The 25,718-nt window shown below is 72.7% G+C and carries 15 protein-coding genes; 11 read left to right on the top strand and 4 right to left on the bottom strand.

Features of this window, described 5'->3' with window-relative positions; genetic code table 11:
• Positions 1–303: 303 nt before the first annotated feature.
• Both ACIQKA_RS08015 and ACIQKA_RS08010 read left to right on the top strand, forming a co-directional pair.
• A complete protein-coding gene (locus tag ACIQKA_RS08015; RefSeq protein WP_391092969.1) occupies positions 304–1,581 on the top strand; it encodes a cytochrome P450 in 1,278 nt (425 codons plus the stop codon).
• Positions 1,578–2,822, top strand: coding sequence for a cytochrome P450 (locus ACIQKA_RS08010; RefSeq protein WP_390105905.1), 1,245 nt, complete (start codon positions 1,578–1,580; stop codon positions 2,820–2,822). Before ACIQKA_RS08015 ends, ACIQKA_RS08010 begins: the two co-directional genes overlap by 4 nt.
• Positions 2,823–2,920: 98 nt before the next feature.
• Here the strand turns inward: ACIQKA_RS08010 and ACIQKA_RS08005 are convergent, their stop codons facing one another.
• Entirely contained in the window at positions 2,921–5,068 is a 2,148-nt protein-coding gene (locus ACIQKA_RS08005) for a PIG-L family deacetylase (protein WP_402540386.1), read from the bottom strand.
• 549 nt (positions 5,069–5,617) lie between these two features.
• Here ACIQKA_RS08005 and ACIQKA_RS08000 point away from each other — a divergent pair.
• Entirely contained in the window at positions 5,618–8,605 is a 2,988-nt protein-coding gene (locus ACIQKA_RS08000; protein WP_391092972.1) for a bifunctional [glutamine synthetase] adenylyltransferase/[glutamine synthetase]-adenylyl-L-tyrosine phosphorylase, read from the top strand.
• 160 nt (positions 8,606–8,765) lie between these two features.
• On the opposite strand, the gene ACIQKA_RS07995 is transcribed toward ACIQKA_RS08000, so the two are convergent.
• Complete coding sequence (locus tag ACIQKA_RS07995) at positions 8,766–9,674, bottom strand: phosphatase PAP2 family protein (protein ID WP_383151381.1); 909 nt, start codon at positions 9,672–9,674, stop codon at positions 8,766–8,768.
• Positions 9,675–9,748: 74 nt separating this feature from the next.
• Entirely contained in the window at positions 9,749–10,783 is a 1,035-nt protein-coding gene (locus ACIQKA_RS07990; protein WP_402540385.1) for a LacI family DNA-binding transcriptional regulator, read from the bottom strand.
• A 357-nt stretch (positions 10,784–11,140) separates the two neighbouring features.
• On the opposite strand from ACIQKA_RS07990, the gene ACIQKA_RS07985 reads away from it, so the two are divergent.
• The 7 genes from ACIQKA_RS07985 (at position 11,141) to pulA (ending at position 24,323) form a co-directional block, all read left to right on the top strand.
• Positions 11,141–12,418 carry an extracellular solute-binding protein gene (locus tag ACIQKA_RS07985; protein WP_383151383.1) on the top strand — a complete coding sequence of 426 codons (1,278 nt, stop codon included), beginning with the start codon at positions 11,141–11,143 and terminating at the stop codon, positions 12,416–12,418.
• 20 nt (positions 12,419–12,438) lie between these two features.
• The gene (locus tag ACIQKA_RS07980; RefSeq protein WP_383184708.1) at positions 12,439–13,452 is read left to right on the top strand and encodes a carbohydrate ABC transporter permease; all 1,014 of its coding nucleotides are present in this window, start codon (positions 12,439–12,441) and stop codon (positions 13,450–13,452) included.
• Complete coding sequence (locus ACIQKA_RS07975) at positions 13,446–14,318, top strand: sugar ABC transporter permease (protein WP_383157562.1); 873 nt, start codon at positions 13,446–13,448, stop codon at positions 14,316–14,318. Before ACIQKA_RS07980 ends, ACIQKA_RS07975 begins: the two co-directional genes overlap by 7 nt.
• 47 nt (positions 14,319–14,365) lie before the next feature.
• Positions 14,366–16,033, top strand: coding sequence for a glycoside hydrolase family 13 protein (locus ACIQKA_RS07970; RefSeq protein ID WP_386369329.1), 1,668 nt, complete (start codon positions 14,366–14,368; stop codon positions 16,031–16,033).
• Positions 16,021–17,118, top strand: coding sequence for a LacI family DNA-binding transcriptional regulator (locus ACIQKA_RS07965; RefSeq protein ID WP_383157558.1), 1,098 nt, complete (start codon positions 16,021–16,023; stop codon positions 17,116–17,118). Before ACIQKA_RS07970 ends, ACIQKA_RS07965 begins: the two co-directional genes overlap by 13 nt.
• A 122-nt stretch (positions 17,119–17,240) precedes the next feature.
• Positions 17,241–18,935 carry a carbohydrate-binding module family 20 domain-containing protein gene (locus ACIQKA_RS07960; protein ID WP_383440938.1) on the top strand — a complete coding sequence of 565 codons (1,695 nt, stop codon included), beginning with the start codon at positions 17,241–17,243 and terminating at the stop codon, positions 18,933–18,935.
• A 96-nt stretch (positions 18,936–19,031) separates the two neighbouring features.
• The gene (gene pulA, locus ACIQKA_RS07955) at positions 19,032–24,323 is read left to right on the top strand and encodes a pullulanase-type alpha-1,6-glucosidase (protein ID WP_402540382.1); all 5,292 of its coding nucleotides are present in this window, start codon (positions 19,032–19,034) and stop codon (positions 24,321–24,323) included.
• Positions 24,324–24,437: 114 nt separating this feature from the next.
• Here pulA and ACIQKA_RS07950 read toward each other — a convergent pair whose 3' ends face one another.
• A complete protein-coding gene (locus ACIQKA_RS07950; RefSeq protein WP_391092975.1) occupies positions 24,438–25,181 on the bottom strand; it encodes a TetR family transcriptional regulator in 744 nt (247 codons plus the stop codon).
• 37 nt (positions 25,182–25,218) lie between these two features.
• Between ACIQKA_RS07950 and ACIQKA_RS07945 the strand changes: the two genes are divergently transcribed.
• Positions 25,219–25,716, top strand: coding sequence for a hypothetical protein (locus tag ACIQKA_RS07945; protein WP_402540381.1), 498 nt, complete (start codon positions 25,219–25,221; stop codon positions 25,714–25,716).
• Positions 25,717–25,718 lie beyond the last annotated feature (2 nt).

Raw genomic sequence — 25,718 nt, 5'->3', positions numbered from 1 at the left:
GCCGGGGCCGGGCCCTTCCACCGTCGCCCACCCGGGCGGGCCGCGCACCTCGACCTGACGGAAAACCGTCGTTCCCGTCGTCCGGTTCTCGCACCGGGAGGATTCGCCGGGGTGGGAATGCTCCCTCTTGTTCCCTGTTGTTCCGTCGTCGATCGTCAACTGGCCCGTATCTTCTGCCTGCTGTGCGGAATTGATCGCGATTGAGGGCTCCTGCGACACACAACCTCCCTATAGTGAGCCAGCGTTGATCACATGAACGCGACACGTGCGGCTGTCGCCACAGGAGTCGGGAGTTCAGGACTCATGACGCGCCCCCACCCAGACCAGCCGCCCCCCGGGTGCCCCGCCCACGCCGGTACGGCCGCCCCCGGCGCCGTCCCGCTCGACGGACCCGGCTTCCAGGCCGACCCCCACGCCCTCTACCGGGCCATGCGGCGCGACCACGGGCCCGTCGTCCCCGTCGAGCTGCCGGGCGGGGTGCCCGCCTGGCTGGTCATCGGATACCGCGAGCTCCACCGGGTCACCAGCGACGGCGAGCTGTTCCCGCGCGACGTGGGCCTGTGGAACCAGTGGCCGCACATCCCCGAGGACTGGCCGCTGCTCCCGATGGTCGGGCAGCCCATGCCGTCCATCTACTTCACCGCGGGGGAGGAGCACCGGCGGCACGTCCGGATGGTGGTCCCCGCCCTGGAGGGCGCCGACCCGTTCGAGATCCGCGGGCACTGCGAGCAGCTCGCCGACCGGCTCGTCGACGCCGTGTGCGGCCGCGGCACCGCCGACCTCGTGGCCGACTTCTGCGAGCCCCTGCCCGTCCTCGTCCTCGCCCGCCTCATAGGCTTCCCCGACTCCGAGGGCGAGGACATCGCCAAGGTCCTGAAGGACCTGGCCGACGGCGGACCCGGCGCGCAGAGCGCCCACCAGCGGTTCGCGGAGCACATGGCGCGCCTGGTCGCCGTGAAGCGGGCCGCGCCCGGGAACGACGTCACCTCCCGCATGCTCGCCTTCCCCGAGGCGTTCACCGACGAGGAGTACATGCTCGACCTGATGGCCGTCACGGCCGCCGGGCACCTCACCACCGCCGACTGGCTCGGCAACTCCCTGCGCCTGATGCTCACCGAGGACGAGTTCGCCGACTCGATGGCCGGCGGCCGGCGCAGCGTCTCCGAGGCCACCACCGAGGTGCTCTGGGAGGACGCCCCCACCCAGATCCTCGCCGGACGCTGGGCCGTGCGGGACACCCGGCTCGGCGGGCGGCAGATCCGGGCCGGGGACATGCTGCTGCTCGGCCTCGGCGCGGGCAACGCCGACCCGCTGATCCGCCGGGGGGCCCACGGCGCCCACGGGGGCGGCGGCGCGCACCTGGCGTTCAGCCACGGCGAGTACCGGTGCCCCTTCCCCGCCCAGGAGATCGCCGAGATCGTCGTCCGCACCGGCATCGAGGTCCTCCTCGACCGGCTGCCCGACCTCGAACTCGCCGTCCCCGCCGGGGAACTGGTCCGGCGGCCCTCCGCCTTCCTGCGCGGCACCACCTCGCTCCCCGTCCGGTTCACCCCCGTTCGCACGACAGGAGATCCCTCGTGAACTGTCCCCACGCCGCCGCCCGGGACGGCGGGACCGTCGTCATCGACCCGATGGTCCAGGACCTGGACGGCGAGACGGCGCGGCTGCGCGACGCCGGTCCGCTGGCCCGGATCGACCTGCTCGGCGTGCCCGCCTGGGCCGTCACCCGGCACGCCGACGCCCGGCGGCTCCTGGTCGACCCCCGGCTGGTGAAGGACCTGGACGCCTGGGGCCTGTGGCGCAGCGGCGCGGTCACGCGCGCCTGGCCGCTCATCGGGATGATCGACGCCGGGCGGTCCATGTTCACCGTCGACGGCGCCGAGCACCGCCGGCTGCGGGCGAAAACCTCCCAGGCGCTCACCCCGCGTCGCCTCGAAGCGATCCGCCCCGACATCGAGGAGTTCACCGCCGAACTCCTCGACGCCCTGGAGGAGGGCGGGAAGGACGGGGCCGTCGTCGACCTCAAGTCCGTGTTCGCGCAGCCGCTGCCGATGAAGGTCGTCGGCATGCTGATGGGCGTCGACCCCGCCGCGAACGCCATGCTCACCCGGCAGTACAAGAAGTTCTTCTCGATGCTCACCCCGCAGGACGAGCGCCTCGCCCTCCTCGCCGACCTGGACGTCTTCTACGCGGGCCTCGTCCGCGAGAAGACCGCGCGGCCCACCGACGACCTGACCTCCGCGCTCATCCTCGCCGACGAGGGCGGCGAGCCGCTGACCGAGGAGGAGGTCGTCGGCAACCTCAAGGCGATGGTCGCCGCCGGGCACGAGACCACGATCGGTCTCATCCTCAACGCCGTGCGGGCCCTGCTCGCCCACCCCGACCAGCTGAGGCTGGTCCTGGACGGGGAGGTCTCCTGGGAGGCCGTCATCGAGGAGACCCTGCGCTGGGACACCCCCACCACCCACCTCCTGATGCGGTTCGCCACCGAGGACGTCGAGGTGGGCGACGGGGTCGTCGCCGAGGGCGAGGGCGTGGTCATCTCCTACCGGGCGATCGGGCGCGACCCCGAGCAGCACGGGCCGGACGCCGACGCGTTCGACGTCACCCGGGCCGCCCCGATCCGGCACATGACCTTCGGCCACGGGCCGCACATCTGCCCCGGCGCCGCCCTCTCCCGCGTCGAGGCCGGGATCGCCCTGCCCGCGCTCTTCGCGCGCTTCCCCCGGCTGCGGCTCGCGGTCGCGGACGCCGACCTCCGCAAGCTCCCCGTGATGACGCAGAACGACATGGAGGCGTTTCCCGTCCTCCTCGGGGACTGACCCGGGGGCCGTGTGCGGCCGGGCCGCTGCCGGCCGGGTGCCCGTCGCCCGGGACCCGGGGCCGTCAAGGCCCCGGGACCGGCTCCGGAGGCCCCGGCTCAGCGTCCCGCCGGCGTCCAGTGCAGCCGCCCGTCCAGGCCCATCGCCGCGACCCCGTCCGCGCCCGCGTGCGGCGCGCCCGCGAACAGGAAGCGGTCCAGCGTCCACAGCGGCCGCGTCCCGGCCCCCGTCCTCCCCGTCCCCGTCCTGCCCTGCGCCGCCGTCGCCAGGAAGCCGGTGCGGGAGCGGACCGCGAGGAGGCCGTCGCCACCGCTCACCGGGCCGAAGCCGGCGACCCCGGTGCCCGGCAGCTCCGTGAACGGCGAGGCCGGGGCCGTACCCGAGAAGTCGGCGCTGCGCAGGTCGCCGGAGGCGGGCTTGCGGAACCAGAGCCGCACGCCGTCGCCGGACGGGGAGGCGGTCGCGCTCAGCGCCAGCGTCGTCGGCGGCAGACCGGTCCGCGCCGGGCCCGCCAGCGGTGCGCCGGGGCGCGGGCGCGTCCAGGACAGGACGGTCTTCGGGGTGCTCGCGAAGACGTATCCGCGTCCGCTCGCGTCGGTCGCCGCCACCGGGTCGCCGATCACGTTCGCACCGCCCAGGACGCGCCACGGCCCCCACGTGCCGTCGGCGCGCTGCTCGCGGGCGGTGAGGCGGTGGTGGCTGTCCCGGACGGCCAGGACCGCCCGGCCGTCGGCGCCCACGGTCACGGCGGGCGCGCTGATGTCCGAGGTGCCCGAGGCGTCGTTCCGCTCGGGGGTGCCGAGCGCGCGCCACGGGCCGAAGCCGCCGCCGGGCGCGGTCTGGGTCGTGCTCACCACCTCACGGTGGTAGCCCTTCAGGACCGTCCGGGTTCCGTAGACGGAGACGCGGCCGTCGGGCAGGGCCACGGAGGTGACCCCGGAGTCGACGCCGTCGCCGGGCAGCAGCTCCGGGCCCCGCCACGCGACGGCGTCCGCCGCCTTCCGCCAGACGCCGAGGCGCCCGTCGAGGACGGAGAAGGCGAGCAGGCCGCCGTCCGGCTCCCGCTGCACCCAGGAGGTGGAGGTGGACCGGGCGTAGCGGACGGTCTGGGTCCAGCCCCGTCCGGCGGGCCGGGCGGCCACCTTCAGGTCGCCGCAGCCCGCGAGGGTCCCGCAGTCCCTGACCCCGTCGGTCCACGCGTACGTCTTCAGGGTCTTCAGCTTCGCGCCCGCCGCCTCGGCGTCGAGGGTGTGCGGCAGGGTGCTGGTCGGGTAGCCCAGGTAGTTCTGCACCACGACGTGCGGGCGGCCGGGCTCCTTCGTGTACCGGGCCAGCGCCTCCTGCGCGAACCGGGCCCCGTACATGTGGTCCTGGTGGTCCCAGAGCTTCCCCGTCTTCGGGTCCCGGCCGGGGCTCGGGTCCTGCATCCGCACGAAGGTGGGCCGGAAGCGCTCCAGGAGCCCGGTCACCGTCGCGACGACCTGCTCCTTGGTGTACGTGAAGTCGGCGGGGACCGGGGTGCCGGCCGTCCGCTGGGAGCCGAGCCGCGCGACGCGGCCGTGCCAGAGGCCGTTGAGGCTGTACGGGCGGTCGTCGCTGATGGAGCCGGCCTCGCGTATCTGCAGCCACACCAGCTTGACCTGTGGCTTCGCCCGCAGGGTGTTCAGCTCGGCCCAGCCGCCGCCGGCCGTGCGGATCGCGGTCCGGTCCCAGGGGCTGGTCCGGTGGCCCGTCACCATCTCGGCGTACGCGGCCCGTATGCCGTTCTGCCGGGCCTCGGTGTAGCCCGGCTTGTCGGGCGTGATCCGGGGGTGGCGCAGGCGCGAGTTGACGCCGTCCGACTCGCCGCCGGTGAGGTAGACGGAGGTCAGGGGGCTCTCGGAGCGCAGCGACTGGGATATGTCCGGGTTCATGAAGAACAGGTCGTCGTCCGGGTGCGCGACGACCTGCACCACCGAGACCGCGGACGCCGGGACCGCCCCGGGCCGCGTCCGTATCTCCGACGGCCGGACCCTCGGGAGGGCGGGGCGCGCCTGCGGCTTCGCGGGGACGTCGGCCTCCAGGACGGGGCGGGCCCGGTGCGGCTCGGCGGCCGCGTGCGCCCCGCCCTCCTCCGGCGTTCCCGCCATGGAGGCGACCCCGGCGAAGACGCTGCCCACCAGGGCGGCCGTGACCACCGTCACGGCGGCCCTGCGGCGGGACGGGGGAGCGGGGCGGCGGACGCGGCGGCTGAGGCGGATGGGCATGGGTCGGGGTCGCGCTTTCGAGAGATCGGACGGGTCGGGGCGGGCGGTTCGGGCGTGCGGGCCCCGGGCGGGGGCGCCGACGGGCGGGTGGGCGTGCGGGCCCCGGGCGGGGCGCGGTCGGGCGGGTGCGCGGGCCTGCGGCGCGCTGGTCGAGCGGGCAGGCGCGCGTCCCCCGGGCCGGGGCCCGGGTCGGAAGGAGAGGCGCGGCGACCTTCGGCGGAGGGTCGCGGTGGTGCGTGTCGGCCCTCGGCGGAGGGTCGTGGTCGAACGGTGGTGCGGGTCGACCCCCGGGTGGGGGGCATGGTCGAACGGTGGAGCGGCTCGGCCCCCGGTGGGGGGTCGTGGTCGAACGGGCGGGCGGATCTCGCGATCAGCTAGATGGACTTTTAAGGAATACGGTTCACTGGGCCCGAAAAGCTACTAATGTGCGGGAAGTCACGTGTGTCCCACTGTGATCCAAAGGCCCGGCCGCTTCCCGCCCCCGTGCCGGATAGGCTCGGATCCCCGGGCTCGCCCCCAGCCCGGACGGTGCTCGGAGGGAGCGGCGGAATGACGGTGCCGGGACGCAGGAGCAGCACGTTCACACGTCTGCTGCGGCACGGGTTCACCGACCCCTCGGGGGCCGAGCGGCTCCTCGACGTGCCCGAACTGTCCGAGCTGCGCGGCGACTCCGTCCTCCTCGACGCCCTCGGCGCCACCGCCGACCCCGACCTCGCCCTGCGCGGCCTGGTCCGGCTCGTCGAGGCGCAGCCCGAGGCCGAGCGGCAGCGGTTCACCACCACGCTGCTCTCCGCCAAGCCCTTCCGCGACCGGCTCCTCGGCGTGCTCGGCGCCTCCGAGGCGCTCGCCGACCACCTGGCCCGCCACCCCCGCGACTGGGAGACCCTCGTCACGTACGAGGCGGCCGACCTGCACCCGGGGGTCGCCGAGTTCGAGCGGGGGCTCGCCGACGCGACCGACCCGGTCGCGCTGCGGGTCTCCTACCGCCGCTGCCTGCTCGCCCTGGCGGCCCGCGACGTGTGCGGCACCACCGACGTCGCCCAGGCCGCCGCCGAGCTGGCCGACCTGGCGACGGCCACCCTGCGCGCCGCGCTCGCCGTCGCCGAGGCCGCCGCGCCCGACGACGCCGCCCAGTGCCGGCTCGCGGTGATCGCGATGGGCAAGTGCGGCGGCCACGAGCTGAACTACGTCTCCGACGTCGACGTGATCTTCGTCGGGGAGCCGGCCGACGGCGCCGACGAGGGCAAGGCGATCCAGGCGGCGACCCGGCTCGCCTCCCACCTGATGCGGATCTGCTCCGAGACCACCGTCGAGGGCACCATCTGGCCGGTCGACGCCAACCTGCGCCCGGAGGGCCGCAACGGCCCCCTCGTCCGCACCCTCTCCTCCCACCTCGCCTACTACCAGCGCTGGGCGAAGACCTGGGAGTTCCAGGCCCTCCTGAAGGCGCGCGCGGTCGCGGGCGACCAGGAGCTCGGCGAGCGGTACATCGAGGCCGTCTCGCCGCTCGTCTGGCAGGCCGCCGAGCGCGAGAACTTCGTCCCCGACGTGCAGCGGATGCGCCGCCGGGTCGTCGACAACATCCCGGTCGCCCAGATCGACCGCGAGCTGAAGCTCGGCCCCGGCGGCCTGCGGGACGTCGAGTTCGCCGTCCAGCTCCTCCAGCTCGTGCACGGCCGCAGCGACGCCACCCTGCACAGCGGCGCCACCCTCGACGCGCTCGCGGCCCTCGCCGCCGGCGGCTACGTCGGCCGGGCCGACGCGGCCCAGCTCGACGAGGCGTACCGCTTCCTGCGGGCCATGGAGCACCGCATCCAGCTCTACCGGCTGCGCCGCACCCACCTCGTCCCCGAGGACGAGGCCGACCTGCGCCGGCTCGGCCGCTCCCTCGGCCTGCGCACCGACCCGGTCGCCGCGCTCACCAAGGAGTGGCGGCGCCACGCGGCCGTCGTCCGCCGGCTGCACGAGAAGATCTTCTACCGCCCGCTGCTCGACGCCGTCGCCCAGCTCGCCCCCGGCGAGATCCGGCTCAGCCCGAAGGCGGCCGGACAGCGGCTCGAAGCACTGGGGTACGCGGACCCCGCCGCCGCCCTGCGCCACCTGGAGGCGCTGTCCTCCGGGGTCAGCCGCAAGGCCGCGATCCAGCGGACCCTGCTGCCCGTGCTGCTCGGCTGGTTCGCGGACTCGGCCGACCCGGACGCCGGACTCCTCGGCTTCCGCAAGGTCTCCGACGCCCTCGGCAAGACCCCCTGGTACCTGCGGCTGCTCCGCGACGAGGGCGCCGCCGCCGAGAACCTCGCCCGGGTCCTCTCCGCCGGGCGGCTCGCCCCCGACCTGCTGCTCCGCGCCCCCGAGGCGGTCGCCATCCTCGGCGACCCGGAGGGCCTGAAGCCGCGCGGCCGGGACCACCTGGAGCAGGAGGTGCTGGCGGCGGTCGGGCGCGCGGACGACGCCGAGCAGGCGGTCGCGGCGGCGCGCGGGGTGCGCCGCCGGGAGCTGTTCCGCACCGCCGCGGCCGACCTCATCGGCTCGTACGGCACCGAGGACAGCCCCCGCGAGCCCGACCCGGGCGCGCTCGTCGACCGGGTGGGCGAGGCCGTCACCGACCTCAACGCGGCCACGATCGCGGGCGCGCTGCGGGCCGCCGTGCGCGCCGAGTGGGGCGAGCAGCTGCCGACCCGGTTCGCGGTCATCGGCATGGGCCGCTTCGGCGGCCACGAGGCGGGGTACGGCTCCGACGCCGACGTGCTGTTCGTGCACGAGCCGCGCGAGGGCGTCGACGAGCAGGAGGCGGCCCGGGCGGCGAACCGGGTGGTCACCGAGATGCGGCGGCTCCTCCAACTGCCCACCGCCGACCCGCCGCTGCTGATCGACGCGGACCTCAGGCCGGAGGGCAAGAGCGGCCCCATGGTCCGCACCCTGAAGTCGTACGCCGCCTACTACCGCCGCTGGTCGCTCGTCTGGGAGAGCCAGGCGCTGCTGCGCGCCGAGCACATGGCGGGCGACCGGGACCTCGGCGAGCGGTTCGTCGAACTGATCGACCCGCTGCGGTACCCGGCCGAGGGGCTCGGGGAGGACGCGATCCGCGAGATCCGCCGCCTCAAGGCCCGGATGGAGTCCGAGCGGCTGCCGCGCGGCGCCGACCCGACGCTCCACGCCAAGCTGGGGCGCGGCGGTCTGAGCGACGTCGAGTGGACGGTCCAGCTCCTCCAGATGCGGCACGGCTGGGCCGAGCCGGGGCTGCGGACGACCCGTACCCGCGAGGCGCTCGCCGCCGCCCACGCGGCCGGGCTCGTCCCCACGGAGGAGGCGCAGATCCTGGACGAGGCGTGGGTCCTCGCCACCCGCGTCCGCAACGCGGTGATGCTGGTGCGCGGCCGCCCCGGCGACACCTTCCCCTCCCAGCCGCGGGAACTCGCGGCGGTCGGGCGGTACCTGGGGTACGAGTCGGGCCACGTCGGCGAGATGGTCGACGACTACCGGCGGATCACCCGCCGGGCCAGGGCGGTCGTCGAGGAGCTGTTCTACGGGGCGTGACGCCCCGGGCGGGGCCGGGCCGGCGACCGGGGCCCGTGCTCCGGCCCGCGCCCCGCGGCGCCCCGGCCCGGCTCACTGCCGCGGGCGGCCGGATCACGCGCCGCGGGGGCACGCCCCGGGGTGTGTCCCCGTGGTCCGGCCCGATCGACAGGACAACCCCCTAGCGCCGGGAGTCGACCGGCCGTTCCAGGTCGTCCTCGCGGTCCGCCTCCGGGGCCGGGCCGCCGTGCGCGACCACGCCCACGGGGCCCACCGGCTCCACCAGCTTCGGCAGCCGGTGGGGCCGCGAGCCGTACCAGAAGTACGAGACGGCGAAGCCGAAGGCCAGGCAGATCATGCCGCCGACCGCGTCCAGCCAGAAGTGGTTGGCGGTGGCCACGATGACGACGAGCGTCGCCGTCGGGTAGAGCAGGCCGAGGATCCGCGCCCAGGGCGCCTTCGCGAGCAGGAAGATCGTGATCCCGCACCAGAGCGACCAGCCGATGTGCATCGACGGCATCGCCGCGTACTGGTTCGACACGTGCTTGAGGTTCCCCGAGGCCATCGAGCCCCAGGTGTGGTGGACCAGGACCGTGTCGATGAAGTCCTGGCCGTTCATGAGCCGCGGCGGCGCGAGCGGGTACAGGTAGTAGCCGACCAGGGCCACGCCGGTGGTCGCGAACAGGACCGTGCGGAACGCCGCGTAACGGCCCGGCTGCCATCGGTACAGCCACACCAGCACACCGATGGTCACGACGAAGTGCAGCGTCGCGTAGTAGTAGTTCATCGTCACGATCAGCCACGTCACCGAGTTCACGGCGTGGTTGACGGTGTGCTCGAAGGCGAGCCCGAGGGACTCCTCGGCCCGCCAGATCCAGTCGGCGTTCCGGAGCGCCTGGGCCTTCTGCTCCGGCACCGCGTTGCGGACCAGGGAGTACGTCCAGTAGCTCACCGCGATGAGCAGGATCTCGAACCAGATGGTGGGGCGCCGGGGCACGCGCGTGCGCAGCCGCGACAGCCTGCCGTCGGCCACGATGGGTGACGACGGGGTCGTCCGGTTGTCCACACGCTTCACGGTCGTTTCACCCATGGGGAGAGAGTCTGCCAGATGGCCGCCCCCGACCGATCATCCCAAGGTCGGGCCCCGCGCGCACCCCGTCGGTCTCAGGAAGGAGGCCTGACGGAGGACGGCGCGGAGGCGGTGGAACCCCGGACCACCAGCTCGGGCATGAAGACGAACTCGGAGTGCGGGGCCGGGGTGCCGCCCACCTCTTCGAGCAGCGCGCGGACCGCGGCCTGCCCCATCGCCTGCACCGGCTGCCGGATGGTGGTCAGCGGCGGATCGGTGAACGCTATGAGGGGGGAGTCGTCGAAGCCGACGACGGAGACGTCCCTCGGCACGTCGAGCCCCTGCTGCCGGGCCGCCCGGATCGCGCCGAGGGCCATCATGTCGCTCGCGCAGACGACCGCCGTGCAGCCCCGCGCGATCAGCGCGCCCGCCGCGGCCTGCCCGCCCTCCAGGGTGTACAGGGAGTGCTGGATCAGCTCCTCGGACTCCTCCGGGGTGAGGCCGAGCCGCTCCTCCATGCCCTTCTGGAAGCCCTCTATCTTGCGCAGCACCGGCACGAACCGCTTCGGCCCGACGGCGAGCCCGATCCGGGTGTGCCCGAGCGCGGCCAGGTGCGTCACCGCGAGCCGCATCGCGGCCCGGTCGTCGGGCGACACGAAGGGCGCCCGCACCTTGGGGGAGAAGCCGTTGAGGAGGACGTACGGGACGCCCTTGCCGCGCAGCAGGTCGTAGCGGGACATGTCGGCGGTGGTGTCGGCGTGCAGCCCCGAGACGAAGATGATGCCGGCGACGCCGCGCTCCACCAGCATGTCGGTCAGCTCGTCCTCGGTGGACCCGCCGGGGGTCTGGGTGGCGAGGACCGGGGTGTACCCCTGCCGGGTCAGGGCCTGCCCGATGACCTGCGCCAGGGCGGGGAAGATCGGGTTGTCCAGCTCGGGGGTGATGAGGCCGACGAGCCCCGCGCTGCGCTGCCGCAGGCGCACGGGCCGCTCGTAGCCGAGCACGTCGAGCGCGGCGAGGACGGATTCGCGGGTGGCGGTGGCCACGCCGGGCTTTCCGTTGAGCACGCGGCTGACTGTGGCCTCACTGACCCCCGCCTGGGCTGCGATGTCGGAGAGCCGCGCGGTCATGGGAGTGGACTGTACCGGTCACGGGGCGTATTTCCCACCGCTCCGGCGCACCCCGTCCGCCGTGGCCGGGAGTCGTTCCTCTGCAAGGTCTTGCAGTCCTTGCGGGGCGTGCCGGAGGTGCGTCGGGGGCGCGCGAGGTACGGAAGGGCGCACTTCCGCCCCTGTCAAGCGACCCGTCGGCAACCTTAGGGACACGCGGATGTAACGATCGCCGGGTCTTGCAGAAAAATCCCGCAAGGTCTTTCGGCTCGTTTTCATCCCTGTTACGTTCCTGCCAACCCGGAGCGCCGCGAGGGAGCGGTCGCATGAGGAAGGTTCCAGCCCCTCGTCACCCCGGGATCAGTTGAAGGAGTTCACATGCGGCGTGGCATAGCGGCCACCGCGCTGGTCGCGGCCCTGGGCGTGACCCTGGCGGCGTGCGGGAGCGACAGCGGTTCCGACAACGGCGGCTCGAAGGGCTCGGGCGAGCTCTCCGGCACCGTGACCTGGTGGGACACCTCCACGGTCGGCTCCGAGGACAAGGTCTTCAAGAAGATCGCCGAGGACTTCACCAAGAAGCACCCCAAGGTCACCGTCAAGTACGTGAACGTGCCCTTCGGCGAGGCGCAGAACAAGTTCAAGAACGCCGCGCAGTCCGGCTCCGGCGCGCCCGACGTCATCCGCTCCGAGGTCGCCTGGACCCCCGAGTTCGCGGACCTGGGCTACCTGGCCCCGCTCGACGGCACCGCGGCCCTCAAGGGGGCCGACGACTTCCTGGAGCAGGCCGCCGCCTCCACCAAGTACAACGGCAAGACCTACGCCGTCCCGCAGGTCATCGACTCCATGGGCATCTTCTACAACAAGAAGATCCTCAAGGACGCGGGCGTCGAGGTCCCCAAGAGCATCGACGAGCTGAAGACCGTCTCCGCCAAGATCAAGGAGAAGACCGGCAAGACCGGTCTCTACCTGCGCGGCGACGACCCGTACTGGTTCCTCTCCTTCCTGTACGGCGAGGGCGGCGACCTGGTCGACGCCGAGAAGAAGACGGTCACCATCGACGGCGAGCCCGGCGTGAAGGCGCTCAAGGTCGTCAAGGACCTGGTCGACTCGAAGACCGCGATCACCGACGCGACCAACGGCTGGGACAACATGCAGGCCGCCTTCAAGGACGGCAAGGTCGCCATGATGATCAACGGCCCGTGGGCCGTCGCCGACACCTACGCCGGCAAGGAGTTCACGGACAAGGCCAACCTGGGCATCGCCCCGGTCCCGGCCGGCTCCGGCGGCCAGGGCGCCCCGCAGGGCGGCCACAACCTCGCCGTCTACGCGGGCTCCAAGAACCTCGACGCCTCCTACGCCTTCACCGAGTACATGACCTCGGTCGAGACGCAGACCGCCATCGCGAAGGAGCTCAGCCTCCTCCCGACCCGCGAGTCCGTCTACATCAAGCCCGACGTGGCGACCAACGAGATGATCTCCTTCTTCAAGCCGGTCGTGCAGAAGTCCGTCGAGCGTCCGTGGATCCCCGAGGGCGGCAGCCTCTTCGAGCCCGTCAAGGTCGAGTACACCAAGGTCCTCACCGGGCAGACCACCCCCGAAGCCGGCGCCAAGGCGATCGGCGAGTCCTACCGCAAGCTCCTGAAGGACTGGAAGTAAGAAGGAAGGCAGGCCGGCTGATGGCCGTGGACACCACCGGCCAGTCGGTGGCGAAGGCCGCGGGCGACACTGTCGCCCGCGGCCGGAGCCGCGGAACTGGCAAGCGCCGGAGCACCCGGAAGCGCTCCTTCGCCACCCACTGGTACGCCTGGGCGATGGTCGCCCCGGTGGTCGTCGTGATCGGCGTGATCATCGGCTACCCCCTGGTGCGAGGCATCTACCTGTCGTTCACCGACGCGAACGAGCGGAACGTCGCCCGGTCCATCGGCGTCAACCAGATCCCCGCCACCTACGAGTTCGTCGGGGTGGACAACTACGTCGACGCGCTCACCGGGAGCCAGTTCCTCGACACCCTCGTCTGGACCGTCGTGTGGACGGTCGCGTGCGTCTCGATCACCTTCGCCCTCGGCCTCGGCCTCGCCAACCTGCTCAACCGCAGGATCGCCGGCCGGTCCGTCTACCGGATGCTGCTGATCCTGCCCTGGGCCGTTCCCGGCTTCGTCTCCGTCTTCGCCTGGCGCTTCCTCTTCGACGAGCGCCGCGGCCTGCTCAACGAGATCCTGGCGGGCGGCGGGATCTCCGCCGTGCCCTGGCTCAACGACCCGACGGTGGCGAAGCTCGCGGTCATCGCCGTCAACGTGTGGCTCGGCGTCCCCTTCATGATGGTCGCCCTCCTCGGCGGCCTCCAGTCCATCCCCGGCGAGCTGTACGAGGCCGCCGAGATGGACGGCGCCAACGCCTGGCAGCGGTTCCGCAACATCACCATGCCCGGCCTCAGCTCGGTCTCCACGACGGTGATCCTGCTCTCCACCATCTGGACCTTCAACATGTTCCCGGTGATCTTCCTGCTCACCCGGGGCGGGCCCGGCGAGGCCACCCAGATCCTCGTCACCCAGGCCTACAAGTTCTCCTTCGAGATCAGCCCGCGCGACTTCGCGCAGTCCTCCACGTGGGGCGTGCTGATCCTGGTCCTCCTGATGGTCTTCGCCGCGATCTACCGGCGCGTCCTCCGCAAGCAGGGAGAAGTCTGGTGACCACCACGACCCCCACCCCCCGGACCGTGAACGCCCCGGTCCGCGGCCGCCGCTCGCCGCTCGCCTCGGCCGGGCTGCACCTCACCCTGATCGTCACCTCGGTGATCGCGGTCTTCCCGGTCCTCTGGGTGCTGCTCACCTCGCTGAAGCCGGCCAAGTACGCCTCCACCACGGACTTCGTGAAGGAGACGACCTTCGAGAACTACACGAAACTCCTGGAGGACACCCCGTTCCTCACCTGGTTCGGGAACTCGCTGCTCGTCGCCGGCCTCACCACGCTCGTCGGCGTCTTCATCTCGGCCACCACCGGCTACGCCGTCAGCCGCTTCCGCTTCCCCGGCAAGCGCGGCCTGATGTGGACGCTCCTCATCACCCAGATGTTCCCGGTCGCCGTCCTGATCGTGCCGATCTACAACATCATGGCGTCGATGGGCCTGCTCAACCGGCCGGCCGGCCTGGTCATCACGTACCTGACCATCGCCGTCCCGTTCTGCGCCTGGATGATGAAGGGCTTCTTCGACACCATCCCGCGCGAGATCGACGAGTCCGGCTACGTCGACGGCCTCACCCCCTTCGGCACCTTCTGGCGGCTGATCCTGCCGCTCGCCAAGCCGGGCATCGCCGTCACCGCCTTCTACTCCTTCATCACCGCGTGGGGCGAGGTCGCCTACGCCTCCGCCTTCATGGTCGGCGACGAGAACCTCACCCTCGCGGGCGGACTCCAGAAGTTCGTCAACCAGTACGGCGCCCAGTGGGGCCCGATGTCCGCGGCCTCCGTGCTCATCGCCATCCCCGCGGCGCTGGTGTTCCTCTTCGCCCAGCGGCACCTGGTCACCGGCATGTCCGCCGGTGCCGTCAAGGGCTGAGCCCGACCACCGCCCCTGCACGCCCCTCCTTACCTCCCAGGGAAGACATGACCCAGCATCTCGCCGCCCCGGCCGACGTCCCCACCACCGGAACGCACACGGGCTGGTGGAGAGACGCCGTGATCTACCAGGTCTACCCGCGCAGCTTCGCCGACGGCAACGGCGACGGCATGGGTGACCTGGAGGGCGTCCGCAGCCGGCTGCCGTACCTCAAGGACCTGGGCGTCGACGCCGTCTGGCTCTCGCCGTTCTACGCCTCCCCGCAGGCCGACGCCGGCTACGACGTCGCCGACTACCGGGCCATCGACCCGATGTTCGGCTCCCTGCACGACGCCGACGCGGTGATCCGCGAGGCCCACGACCTGGGCCTGCGGATCATCGTCGACCTGGTCCCCAACCACTCCTCCGACCAGCACGAGTGGTTCCAGCGGGCCCTGCGCGAGGGCCCCGGCTCGCCGCTGCGCGAGCGCTACCACTTCCGCCCCGGCCAGGGCGCGGACGGCGAACTGCCGCCCAACGACTGGGAGTCCATCTTCGGCGGCCCGGCCTGGACCCGCACCGAGAACCCGGACGGCACCCCCGGCGACTGGTACCTGCACCTCTTCGCCCCGGAGCAGCCCGACTTCAACTGGGAGCACCCGGCCGTCCGCGACGAGTTCCGCTCCATCCTGCGCTTCTGGCTCGACATGGGCGTCGACGGCTTCCGCGTCGACGTCGCCCACGGCCTGGTCAAGGCCGCCGGCCTGCCCGACATCGGCGCCCACGACCAGCTCAAGCTGCTCGGCAACGACGTCATGCCCTTCTTCGACCAGGACGGCGTCCACGAGATCTACCGCTCCTGGCGGAAGGTCCTCGCCGAGTACGACGGCGAGCGCGTCCTCGTCGCCGAGGCCTGGACCCCCACCGTCGACCGCACCGCCAACTACGTGCGCCCCGACGAGATGCACCAGGCCTTCAACTTCCAGTACCTGGGCACCCACTGGGACGCCACCGAGCTGCGCACCGTCATCGACGCCTCGCTCGCCGCGATGCGCCCGGTCGGCGCCCCCACCACCTGGGTGCTCTCCAACCACGACGTCACCCGGCACGCGACCCGCTTCGCCAACCCGGCGGGCCTCGGCACCCAGCTCCGCGAGGCCGGCGACCGCGAACTCGGCCTGCGCCGGGCCCGCGCCGCCACCCTCCTCATGCTGGCCCTGCCCGGCTCGGCCTACGTCTACCAGGGCGAGGAGCTCGGCCTGCCCGACGTCACCGACCTGCCCGACGAGGTCCGCCAGGACCCGTCCTTCTGGCGGGCCAGCGGTCAGGACGGCTTCCGCGACGGCTGCCGGGTGCCGATCCCGTGGACCGTCGAGGGCTCCTCGTACGGCTTCGGCGCGGGCGGCTCCTGGCTGCCGCAGCCCGCGACCTGGGGCGCGCTGAGCGTCGAGGCGCAGGCCGGCGACCCGGGCTCCACCCTGGAGCTGTACCGCAGCGCGCTCGCCGTGCGCCGGACGCGGCCCGGACTGGGCGCGGGCGAGGCCATCGAGTGGCTGGAGGCCCCCGAGGGCGTCCTCGCCTTCCGGCGCGACGGCTTCGTCTGCACCGCCAATACCACCGGCCGGGCCATCTCCGTCCCGCTGCCCGGCCGGTTCCTCCTCTCCAACGAGCCCGTCGCCCCCGGCGCGGACACGGTGGAGCTGCCCGCCGACACCACCGTCTGGTGGGCGGTGTGACGATCCCCCTGCCGCGGGGCGCCGGAACGGGCGCCCCGCGGCTCGCGGACATCGCGGCCCAGTCCGGCGTCAGCGAGGCCACCGTCAGCCGCGTCCTCAACGGCAAGGCGGGGGTGGCCGGCGCGACCCGGCACAAGGTGCTCGCGGCGCTCGACGTGCTCGGCTACGAGCGCCCCGTACGCCTCAAACGGCGCAGCGCGGGCCTCGTCGGGCTCGTCGTGCCCGAGCTGACCAACCCGATCTTCCCGGCGTTCGCACAGGTCGTCGAGCAGGTCCTCGCCGGACACGGCTACACCCCGGTGCTCTGCACCCAGATGCCCGGCGGCGCCACCGAGGACGAGCTCGTCGAGCAGCTCGTGGAGCGCGGGGTCTCCGGCATCGTCTTCCTCTCCGGCCTCCACGCCGACGCCACCGCCGACCCGGCCCGCTACGCCCGGCTCGCCGCCCGGGGCGTGCCGTTCGTCCTCATCAACGGCTACAACGAGCACGTCGACGCCAACTTCGTCTCCCCGGACGACCGCGCCGCGGCCCGCATGGCCGTGCGGCACCTGGTCGAGCTGGGCCACGAGCGCATCGGCCTCGCCATCGGCCCCACCCGCTACGTCCCCTCCCGCCGCAAGGCCGAGGGCTTCGCCGCCGAGCTGTACGAGCTCCTCGGCGTCGAGCGCGCGGACGCCGAACGCTTCATCCGGCCCACCCTCTTCGGCGTCGAGGGCGGCCACGCCGCCGCCGAGATCCTGCTGCGCGAGGGCTGCACCGGCATCGTCTGCGGCTCCGACCTGATGGCGCTCGGCGTGATCCGCGCGGTCCGCGCCCGGGGCCTCGACGTGCCCGGGGACGTCTCCGTCGTCGGCTTCGACGACTCGCCCCTGATCGCCTTCACCAGCCCGCCGCTCTCCACCGTCCGCCAGCCCGTCCAGGCGATGGCCACGGCCGCCGTGGGAGCGCTCCTGGAGGAGATCGAGGGGAACCCGGTGCAGCGCACCGAGTTCGTGTTCCAGCCGGAGCTGGTGGTGCGCGGTTCCACGGCGCAGCCGCCGGCGCGGGACGCCTCGGGCACCGAAGGGCCGCAAGTCCTTTCGTAACAACTTGCGTTGCGGCGTCCGGAGGGTTGACCGGGCGTCGGGCCACTCATACGGTCACGGCTGAAAACAGTTGCTGAAGTTTTCGGCAACTTCTTGCGACAGTGAAGTCAGCAGGAGGAAACATGGCCAGAAAGACCGTGGCCGCTGCACTCGCCCTCGTGGCGGGAGCCGCTGTGGCCGTCACGGGAAACAGTCCCGTCCAGGCCGCGCCGCCCGGCGAGAAGGACGTCACCGCGGTGATGTTCGAGTGGAAGTTCTCCTCGATCGCCCGGGAGTGCACCGACCGCCTCGGACCCGCCGGATACGGCTACGTCCAGGTCTCCCCGCCCCAGGAGCACGTGCAGGGCGGCCAGTGGTGGACCTCGTACCAGCCGGTCAGCTACAAGATCGCCGGCCGCCTCGGGGACCGCACCGCCTTCAAGAACATGATCGACACCTGTCACGCGGCGGGCGTGAAGGTCGTCGTGGACTCCGTCGTCAACCACATGGCGAACGGCTCGGGCACCGGAACGGGCGGGACCCCGTTCTCCAAGTACGACTACCCGGGCCTCTACTCCGGCGCCGACATGGACGACTGCCGGGCCGAGATCACCAACTACCAGGACCGGGCCAACGTCCAGAACTGCGAGCTGGTCAAGCTCCCCGACCTCGACACCGGCGAGGACCACGTCCGCGGGAGGATAGCCGGCTACCTCAACGACCTGCTCTCCCTCGGCGTCGACGGCTTCCGCATCGACGCCGCCAAGCACATGCCGGCCGCCGACCTCGCGAACATCAAGTCGCGGCTCACCCACCCCAACGCGTACTGGAAGCACGAGGCCATCCACGGCGCCGGCGAGGCCGTCTCCCCGAGCGAGTACCTCGGCAGCGGCGACGTGCAGGAGTTCCGCTACGCCCGCGACCTCAAGCGCGTCCTGCAGAACGAGAAGCTGGCGTACCTCAAGAACTTCGGCGAGGCCTGGGGCCACATGCCCTCCGGCCAGGCCGGCGTCTTCGTCGACAACCACGACACCGAGCGCGTCGGCGACACCCTGTCCTACAAGGACGGCGCGAACTACACCCTCGCCTCCGTCTTCATGCTCGCCTGGCCCTACGGCTCCCCGGACGTCCACTCCGGCTACGAGTGGACCGACAAGGACGCCGGACCGCCCAACGGCGGCCAGGTGAACGCCTGCTACAGCGACGGCTGGAAGTGCCAGCACGCCTGGCGCGAGATCTCCTCCATGGTCGCCTTCCGCAACACCGCGCGCGGCCAGGCCGTCACGAACTGGTGGGACAACGGCAACAACGCGATCGCGTTCGGCCGCGGCTCCAAGGCCTACGTGGCCATCAACCACGAGTCCTCGGCGCTCACCCGCACCTACCAGACCTCCCTGCCCGCCGGCACCTACTGCGACGTGCAGTCGGGCAACCCCGTGACCGTCAACGCCTCCGGGCAGTTCACGGCCACCCTCGGCGCCAACACCGCGCTCGCCCTGCACACCGGCGCCAAGAGCTGCGGCACCACCACCCCGCCGCCCGTCTCCACCGGCACCTCCTTCCAGGCCACCGCGACCACCGTCGTCGGCCAGAACATCCACGTCACCGGGAACCGCGCCGAACTCGGCAACTGGTCCCCGGCCTCGGCCCCCAAGCTCGACCCGGCCGCCTACCCGGTCTGGAAGCTGACGCTCTCCCTCCCGGCCGGCACGACCTTCGAGTACAAGTACGTCCGCAAGGACGCCGCCGGGAACGTCACCTGGGAGTCCGGCGCCAACCGCACCGCGACCGTCCCCGCCTCCGGACAGCTCGTCCTGAACGACGCCTTCCGCGGCTGACCCCCCACCAGCCGCACTCCACCCGCTGATCCCGCACCGCAAGGGCCGCCCCACCCGGGGCGGCCCCCTCTTCCCGTACCTCCAGGGAGAAACCCCGTGATACGCAAGAGAACGGCGGTCGCACTGGCCGCCGCCCTGTGCGCGGCCCTCGTGCCCGCCGTGCCCGCGACCGCCGCGCCGAAGCCCCCGGCCCCGCCGTCCGACCGGGCGCTCGCGGCCGAGCCCGCCCGCCAGGACCTCACCCGCGAGCAGTTCTACTTCGTCCTGCCCGACCGCTTCGCCAACGGCGACCCGTCCAACGACCGCGGCGGCCTCACCGGCAGCCGCACCCGCACCGGCTTCGACCCCGCCGACAAGGGCTTCTACCAGGGCGGCGACCTCAAGGGCCTGACCCAGCGGCTCGACTACATCAAGGGCCTCGGCACCACCGCCATCTGGATGGCGCCGATCTTCAAGAACCGGCCCGTGCAGGGCGAGGGCGAGAACGCCTCCGCCGGCTACCACGGCTACTGGATCACCGACTTCACCCAGGTCGACCCCCACTTCGGCACCAACGCCGACCTGGAACGGCTGATCGCCGCCGCCCACGCCAAGGGCATGAAGGTCTTCTTCGACGTCATCACCAACCACACCGCCGACACCGTCGACTACGCCGAGAAGACGTACGGCTACCGCCCCAAGGGCGCCCACCCCTACCTCGACAAGGACGGCCGCCCCTTCGACGACCGGAACGCGATCGGCCGGGTGGACGCGGACTCCTTCCCGTACACCCCGGTGGCCGAGAAGGGCGTCAAGGTCCCGTCCTGGCTCAACGACCCCACGATGTACCACAACCGGGGCGACTCCACCTGGGCCGGCGAGTCCGCCGAGTACGGCGACTTCGTCGGCCTGGACGACCTCTGGACCGAGCGGCCCGAGGTCGTCGAGGGCATGAAGCGGATCTACGAGAAGTGGGTCCGCGACTTCAAGATCGACGGCTTCCGGATCGACACCGTCAAACACGTCGACCTGGACTTCTGGACCCAGTGGGCCACCGCCCTCGACGCCTACGCCAAGAAGCGGGGCCGCGAGGACTTCTTCATGTTCGGCGAGGTCTACTCCGCCGACCCGGCCGTCACCGCCCCCTACGTCACCCGGGGCCGCCTCGACGCCACCCTCGACTTCCCCTTCCAGGACGCGGCCCGCGCCTTCGCCTCCCAGGGCGCCGGCGCCGACCGCCTCGCCAAGGTCTTCGCCGAGGACCACCGGTACACCACCGACAAGGCCAACGCCTACGAGCAGGTGACCTTCCTCGGCAACCACGACATGGGCCGCATCGGCACCTTCCTCAAGCAGGACAACCCGAACGCCACCGACGCCGAACTCCTCCGGCGGGCCCGGCTCGCCAACGAGCTGATGTTCCTCTCCCGGGGCAACCCGGTGATCTACTCCGGCGACGAGCAGGGCTTCACCGGCGCCGGCGGCGACAAGGACGCCCGCCAGCCCCTCTTCGCCTCGAAGGCCGCCGACTACCTCGACGACGACCAGCTCGGCACCGACCGCACCCACGCCACCGACGCGTACGACACCGGCCACCCGGTCTACCGCTCCGTCGCCGCCCTGTCGAAGCTGACCCGCGAACACCCGGCGCTCCGCGACGGGATCCAGCAGGAGCGGTACGCCGAGGGCTCCGTCTACGCCTTCTCCCGCACGGACGCGAAGGCGCGCACCGAGTACCTCGTCGCCGCCAACGGCTCCACCGCCGACAAGACCGTCACGGTCCCCGTCGACTCGGCCGCCTTCCGCACCCTGTACGGGGGGCAGGGCGCCGTCGCGGCGAAGGGCGGCAAGGTCACCGTCACCGTCCCGGCCCTCTCCTCCCTGGTCCTCAGGGCCGACCGGCCCCTCCCGGCACCGGCCGTGAAGCCCTCCGTGAACCTCAGGGCCCCCGCCGCCGGAGCCACCGGCACCGTCGAGCTCTCCGCCGACGTCACCGGCGGCGGACTCAACCGGGTCGTCTTCGCCGCGCAGGTCGGCAACGGCCCCTGGCAGACCCTCGGCACCGCCGACCACGCCCCCCACAAGGTCACCCAGCACGTGACCGCCCCCGCCGGCACCGTCCTGCGCTACAAGGCCGTCGCCGTCGACAGCTCCGGCCGCACCGCGAGCGCCACCGCCGCCACCACGGCCGGCGCGCCCCCGGCCCCCGAGAAGCCGGTCGCCGTCGAGCGCACCCACGCGATCGTCCACTACCGGCGCGAGGACGGGAACTACGACGGCTGGACCCTGAGGGCCGCCGGACAGCAGGCCGCGTTCACCGGCCGCGACGCCCACGGCGCCTTCGCCTGGGTCAAGGTCCCCGAGGGCGCCGCCACGATCCCGTACACCGTCGAGAAGGACGGCGCAGCCGACGGCCCGCGGCGGACCGTCGACCTCGGCCGCACCGGCGAGGTCTGGATCACCCAGGGCCAGGACGGCCAGTCCGACAGCAACCCGGCCCCCGTCACCCCCGACAAGACCAAGGCCGTGCTGCACTACCAGCGCGCCGACGGCGACCACGACGGCTGGGGCCTGCACACCTGGACCGGCGCCGCCCAGCCCACCGACTGGTCCAAGCCCCTGATGCCCGTCCGCGTCGATGCGTACGGCGCCGTCTACGAGGTGCCGCTCGCCGAGGGCGCGACCTCCCTCTCGTACATCCTCCACAAGGGCGACCAGAAGGACCTGCCCACCGACCAGTCCCTCGACCTCGCCACCTACGGCCACGAGGTCTGGCTGCTCGGCGGAGAGCCCACGTACCTCCTGCCCACCGTCGGCGGCGCCCCCGACCTCGACCTCGCCAAGGCCTCGGCCCAGTGGATCGACCGGAACACCGTCGTCTGGAAGGTGAAGGCCACCGACGCCACCAGCCAGCAGCTGGTGTACGCGAAGGACGGCGGGATCGCCGTCACCGGCGGCGCCCTGAACACCGAGGGCCAGTGGCTCCGGCTCGACCGGGCGACGCTCACCGACGCCCAGAAGGCCGCGTACCCGCACCTCAAGGACTACCCGGCCTTCACCGTCGACCCGCGCGACGCCGACCGGACCCGCGAGTCCCTGCGGGGCCAGCTCATCGCCACCCAGCGCGCCGCCAACGGCGCCCTGCTCGCCGCCACCGGCGTCCAGACCGCCGGCGTCCTCGACGACCTGTACGCGAAGAAGGCCGCGAGGACCGCCCTCGGCCCGGTCTTCGGCCGCCACGGCGTCACCCTCTCCGTCTGGGCCCCCACCGCCCGGTCCGTCGACCTCGAACTCGACGGCCGGACCGTCGCCATGCGCCGCGACGACACCACCGGCGTCTGGTCCGCCACCGGCCCGAAGTCCTGGACCGGCAAGCCGTACCGCTACGCCGTGAAGGTCTGGGCCCCCACCGTCCAGAAGGTCGTCACCAACAAGGTCACCGACCCCTACTCCACCGCCCTCACCACCGACTCCGCCCGCAGCCTCGCCGTCGACCTCACCGACCCGAAGCTCGCCCCCACCGGCTGGAAGAACCTGAGGAAGCCCGCCGCCGTGCCGCTGCGGGACGCCCAGATCCAGGAACTCCACATCCGGGACTTCTCCATCGCCGACCCCACGGCCCGCGCTGACCACCGGGGCACCTACCTCGCCTTCACCGACAAGGACAGCAAGGGCTCCGAGCACCTGCGCGACCTCGCCGCCTCCGGCACCTCCTACGTCCACCTCCTCCCGGCCTTCGACATCGGCACGATCCCCGAGAAGAAGGACGACCAGGCCGCCCCGGCCTGCGACCTGAAGGCACCCGCCCCCGACTCTGAGGAGCAGCAGGCCTGCGTCGCCGCGGCTGCGGCGAAGGACGCCTTCAACTGGGGCTACGACCCGCTGCACTACACCGTCCCCGAGGGCTCCTACGCCACCGACCCCGAGGGCACCCGCCGCACCGTCGAGTTCCGGCGGATGGTCCAGGCCCTCAACGGCGACGGACTGCGCACCGTCATGGACGTCGTCTACAACCACACCGTCGCCGCCGGACAGTCCGACAAGTCGGTCCTCGACCGGATCGTGCCCGGCTACTACCAGCGCCTCGACGCCGACGGCGCCGTCACCACCTCCACCTGCTGCGCCAACACCGCGCCCGAGAACGCCATGATGGGCAAGCTCGTCGTGGACTCGATCGTCACCTGGGCCAGGGACTACAAGGTCGACGGCTTCCGCTTCGACCTCATGGGCCACCACCCGAAGGAGAACATCCTCGCCGTCCGCAAGGCCCTCGACGCCCTGACCGTCGCCAAGGACGGCGTCGACGGCAAGGCGATCGTCCTCTACGGCGAGGGCTGGAACTTCGGCGAGGTCGCCGACGACGCCCGCTTCGTCCAGGCCACCCAGAAGAACATGGCCGGGACGGGCGTCGCGACCTTCTCCGACCGGGCCCGCGACGCCGTGCGCGGCGGCGGCCCCTTCGACGAGGACCCGGGCGTCCAGGGCTTCGCCTCCGGCCTCTACACCGACCCCAACACCTCGCCCGCCAACGGCACCCCGGCCGAGCAGAGGGCCCGCCTCCTGCATTACCAGGACCTCATCAAGGTCGGCCTGACCGGCAACCTCGCCGACTACGCCTTCACCGACACCTCGGGCCGCACGGTCAAGGGCTCCGAGGTCGACTACAACGGCTCCCCGGCCGGCTACGCCGCCGCCCCCGGCGACGCCCTCGCCTACGCCGACGCCCACGACAACGAGTCCCTGTACGACGCGCTCGCCTTCAAGCTCCCGGCGGGCACGTCCCCGGCCGACCGCGCCCGCGCGCAGGTCCTCGCCATGGCGACGGCCACCCTCTCGCAGGGCCCGGCGCTCTCCCAGGCCGGCTCGGACCTGCTGCGCTCCAAGTCCCTGGACCGCAACTCGTACGACAGCGGCGACTGGTTCAACGCCATCCACTGGGACTGCCGCGACGGCAACGGCTTCGGCCGCGGCCTCCCGCCGGCCGCCGACAACCGGCCCAAGTGGGGCTTCGGCAAGCCCCTCCTGACGAACCCGTCCCTCACCGTCGGCTGCGCGCAGATCGACGGCGCCTCGGCCGCCTACCGGGACCTCCAGAAGATCCGCACCACCGAGCCGGTCTTCTCCCTGGCCACCGCCGACCGGGTGCGGTCGGCCCTGTCCTTCCCGCTCTCCGGCCGCGACGAGACCCCCGGCGTGATCACCATGCGCCTGGGCGACCTGGTCGTCGTCCTCAACGCGACCCCGGGGGCGCAGGAACAGCGGGTCGCCGACCTGGCCGGCAAGGACCACCGCCTGCACCCGGTCCAGGCGAAGGGCTCCGACGCGGTCGTGAAGACCGCCTCCTACGCGAAGGACTCGGGCACCTTCACGGTCCCGGCGCGGACGGTGGCGGTGTTCAAGGCCGGATGACCGGTTCCCGGGGGAGCACCCGCTCCCCCGGGGCCACCCCGCAGTGCGTGCCGTCGGCGGCGGGCCTTCCCGGCTCCCCGCCGGCGGCACGGCGGTTCGCGGCCCCGCACCCTCCTACGGCAGGCGCTGGTCGGGTACGGCGGGCAGGGCGTCCGGGGCGGGGGCGGGGGCCGGTACGAGTGCGACCAGCCGGGCCACCAGCTCCCCGAAGGGCCCGTCGGCCGGCTCGTCCGCCAGGATCCCGACCATGATCTCCGCCATCCCGGGGTCGTACGCGGCGCTCACCGCCGCGAGCGCCGCGAAGTCGTGCACGAGCTGGAGCTCCAGCTCCGCGCGCGGCACCCGCCGCCCGTCCAGCCAGAGCAGCGCCGTCGACTCGGCGAGGGACACCCAGGAGCGGACCACCAACTCCAGGCGGGCCGAGGGCTCCTCGACCTCCAGGTGTGCGAGGATCTGCTCGTACGCGGCCTGCCGCACCTCGTCGATCATTGCGTTCGTGGTCGAGGACCCGACGGCCGGACCGCCCCGCATCAGCGCAGCGAAACCGGGGCCGTGCCCCTCCACGAAGTCGAAGAACCGTCCCATCACGCGCAGCAGCCGCGCGCCCAGGGGGCCTTGGGGCGGCTCCACGAACCTGGCCGCCAGCTCGTCGGCCGCCCGCCGGAGGGCCGCCTCGTAGAGGCTCTGCTTGCCGGGGAAGTAGTGGTAGACCAGCGGTCGCGAGATGCCCGCGGCGGCGGCGATCTCGTCGATGGAGACCTCGTCGGGAGAGCGGTGGCCGAAGAGTTCGAGGGCCACCCCGATCAGCTGCTGCTTGCGCTCCTCGACGCCCATCCTGCGGCGTACCCCGGTCGTCATGCGAACAGCCTAACGGTGTCCGTTACGCTCCTGCCCCATGAGCGCTCCCGACCAGGACACCCCGGCGACCGGGGCCACGAAGACCCCCGGGGCCCCGAAGGCCGCCCGGGCCGCGGCAGGCACCGAAGTCCCCGACGCGGCGGGGGCGACCGGGGCGCCGGGCCCGCAGGAGCCCGCCGCCGACGCCCTCCGGGGAGAGGACGAACTCGCCGAGGAGGGCGGGGAAGAGACGGACGACGGGGAAGAGGCGGACGGCGAGGCGGACGGGCGACCCGTCGGGGGACTCACCCCCAAGCAGGCCAGGCGCCTCCGCGTCGCCGCCGCCTCCGTCCTCCTCGTCGCCCTCGCCGTCGTGCTCGTCGTCCGCCTCGCGAGCCGCACGTCCGTCCTGGTCGTCGGCGTGTACGGACTCGCCATGATCCTCTGCGGAATCGTGATCGAGCTCTCCCGCAACGGCCGCACCAGACTGGGCACTTGGCTCCTGGCCGGCGGCCTGCTCACCGCGCTCGCCCTGGACTGGCTGGTCCTCCCGTAGGG

Source organism: Streptomyces sp. NPDC092045 (assembly GCF_044756005.1).
Lineage (GTDB): Bacteria > Actinomycetota > Actinomycetes > Streptomycetales > Streptomycetaceae > Streptomyces.
Note: the sequence above shows the minus strand (reverse complement) of the source record. Positions and strands in the feature narration are given on the sequence as shown.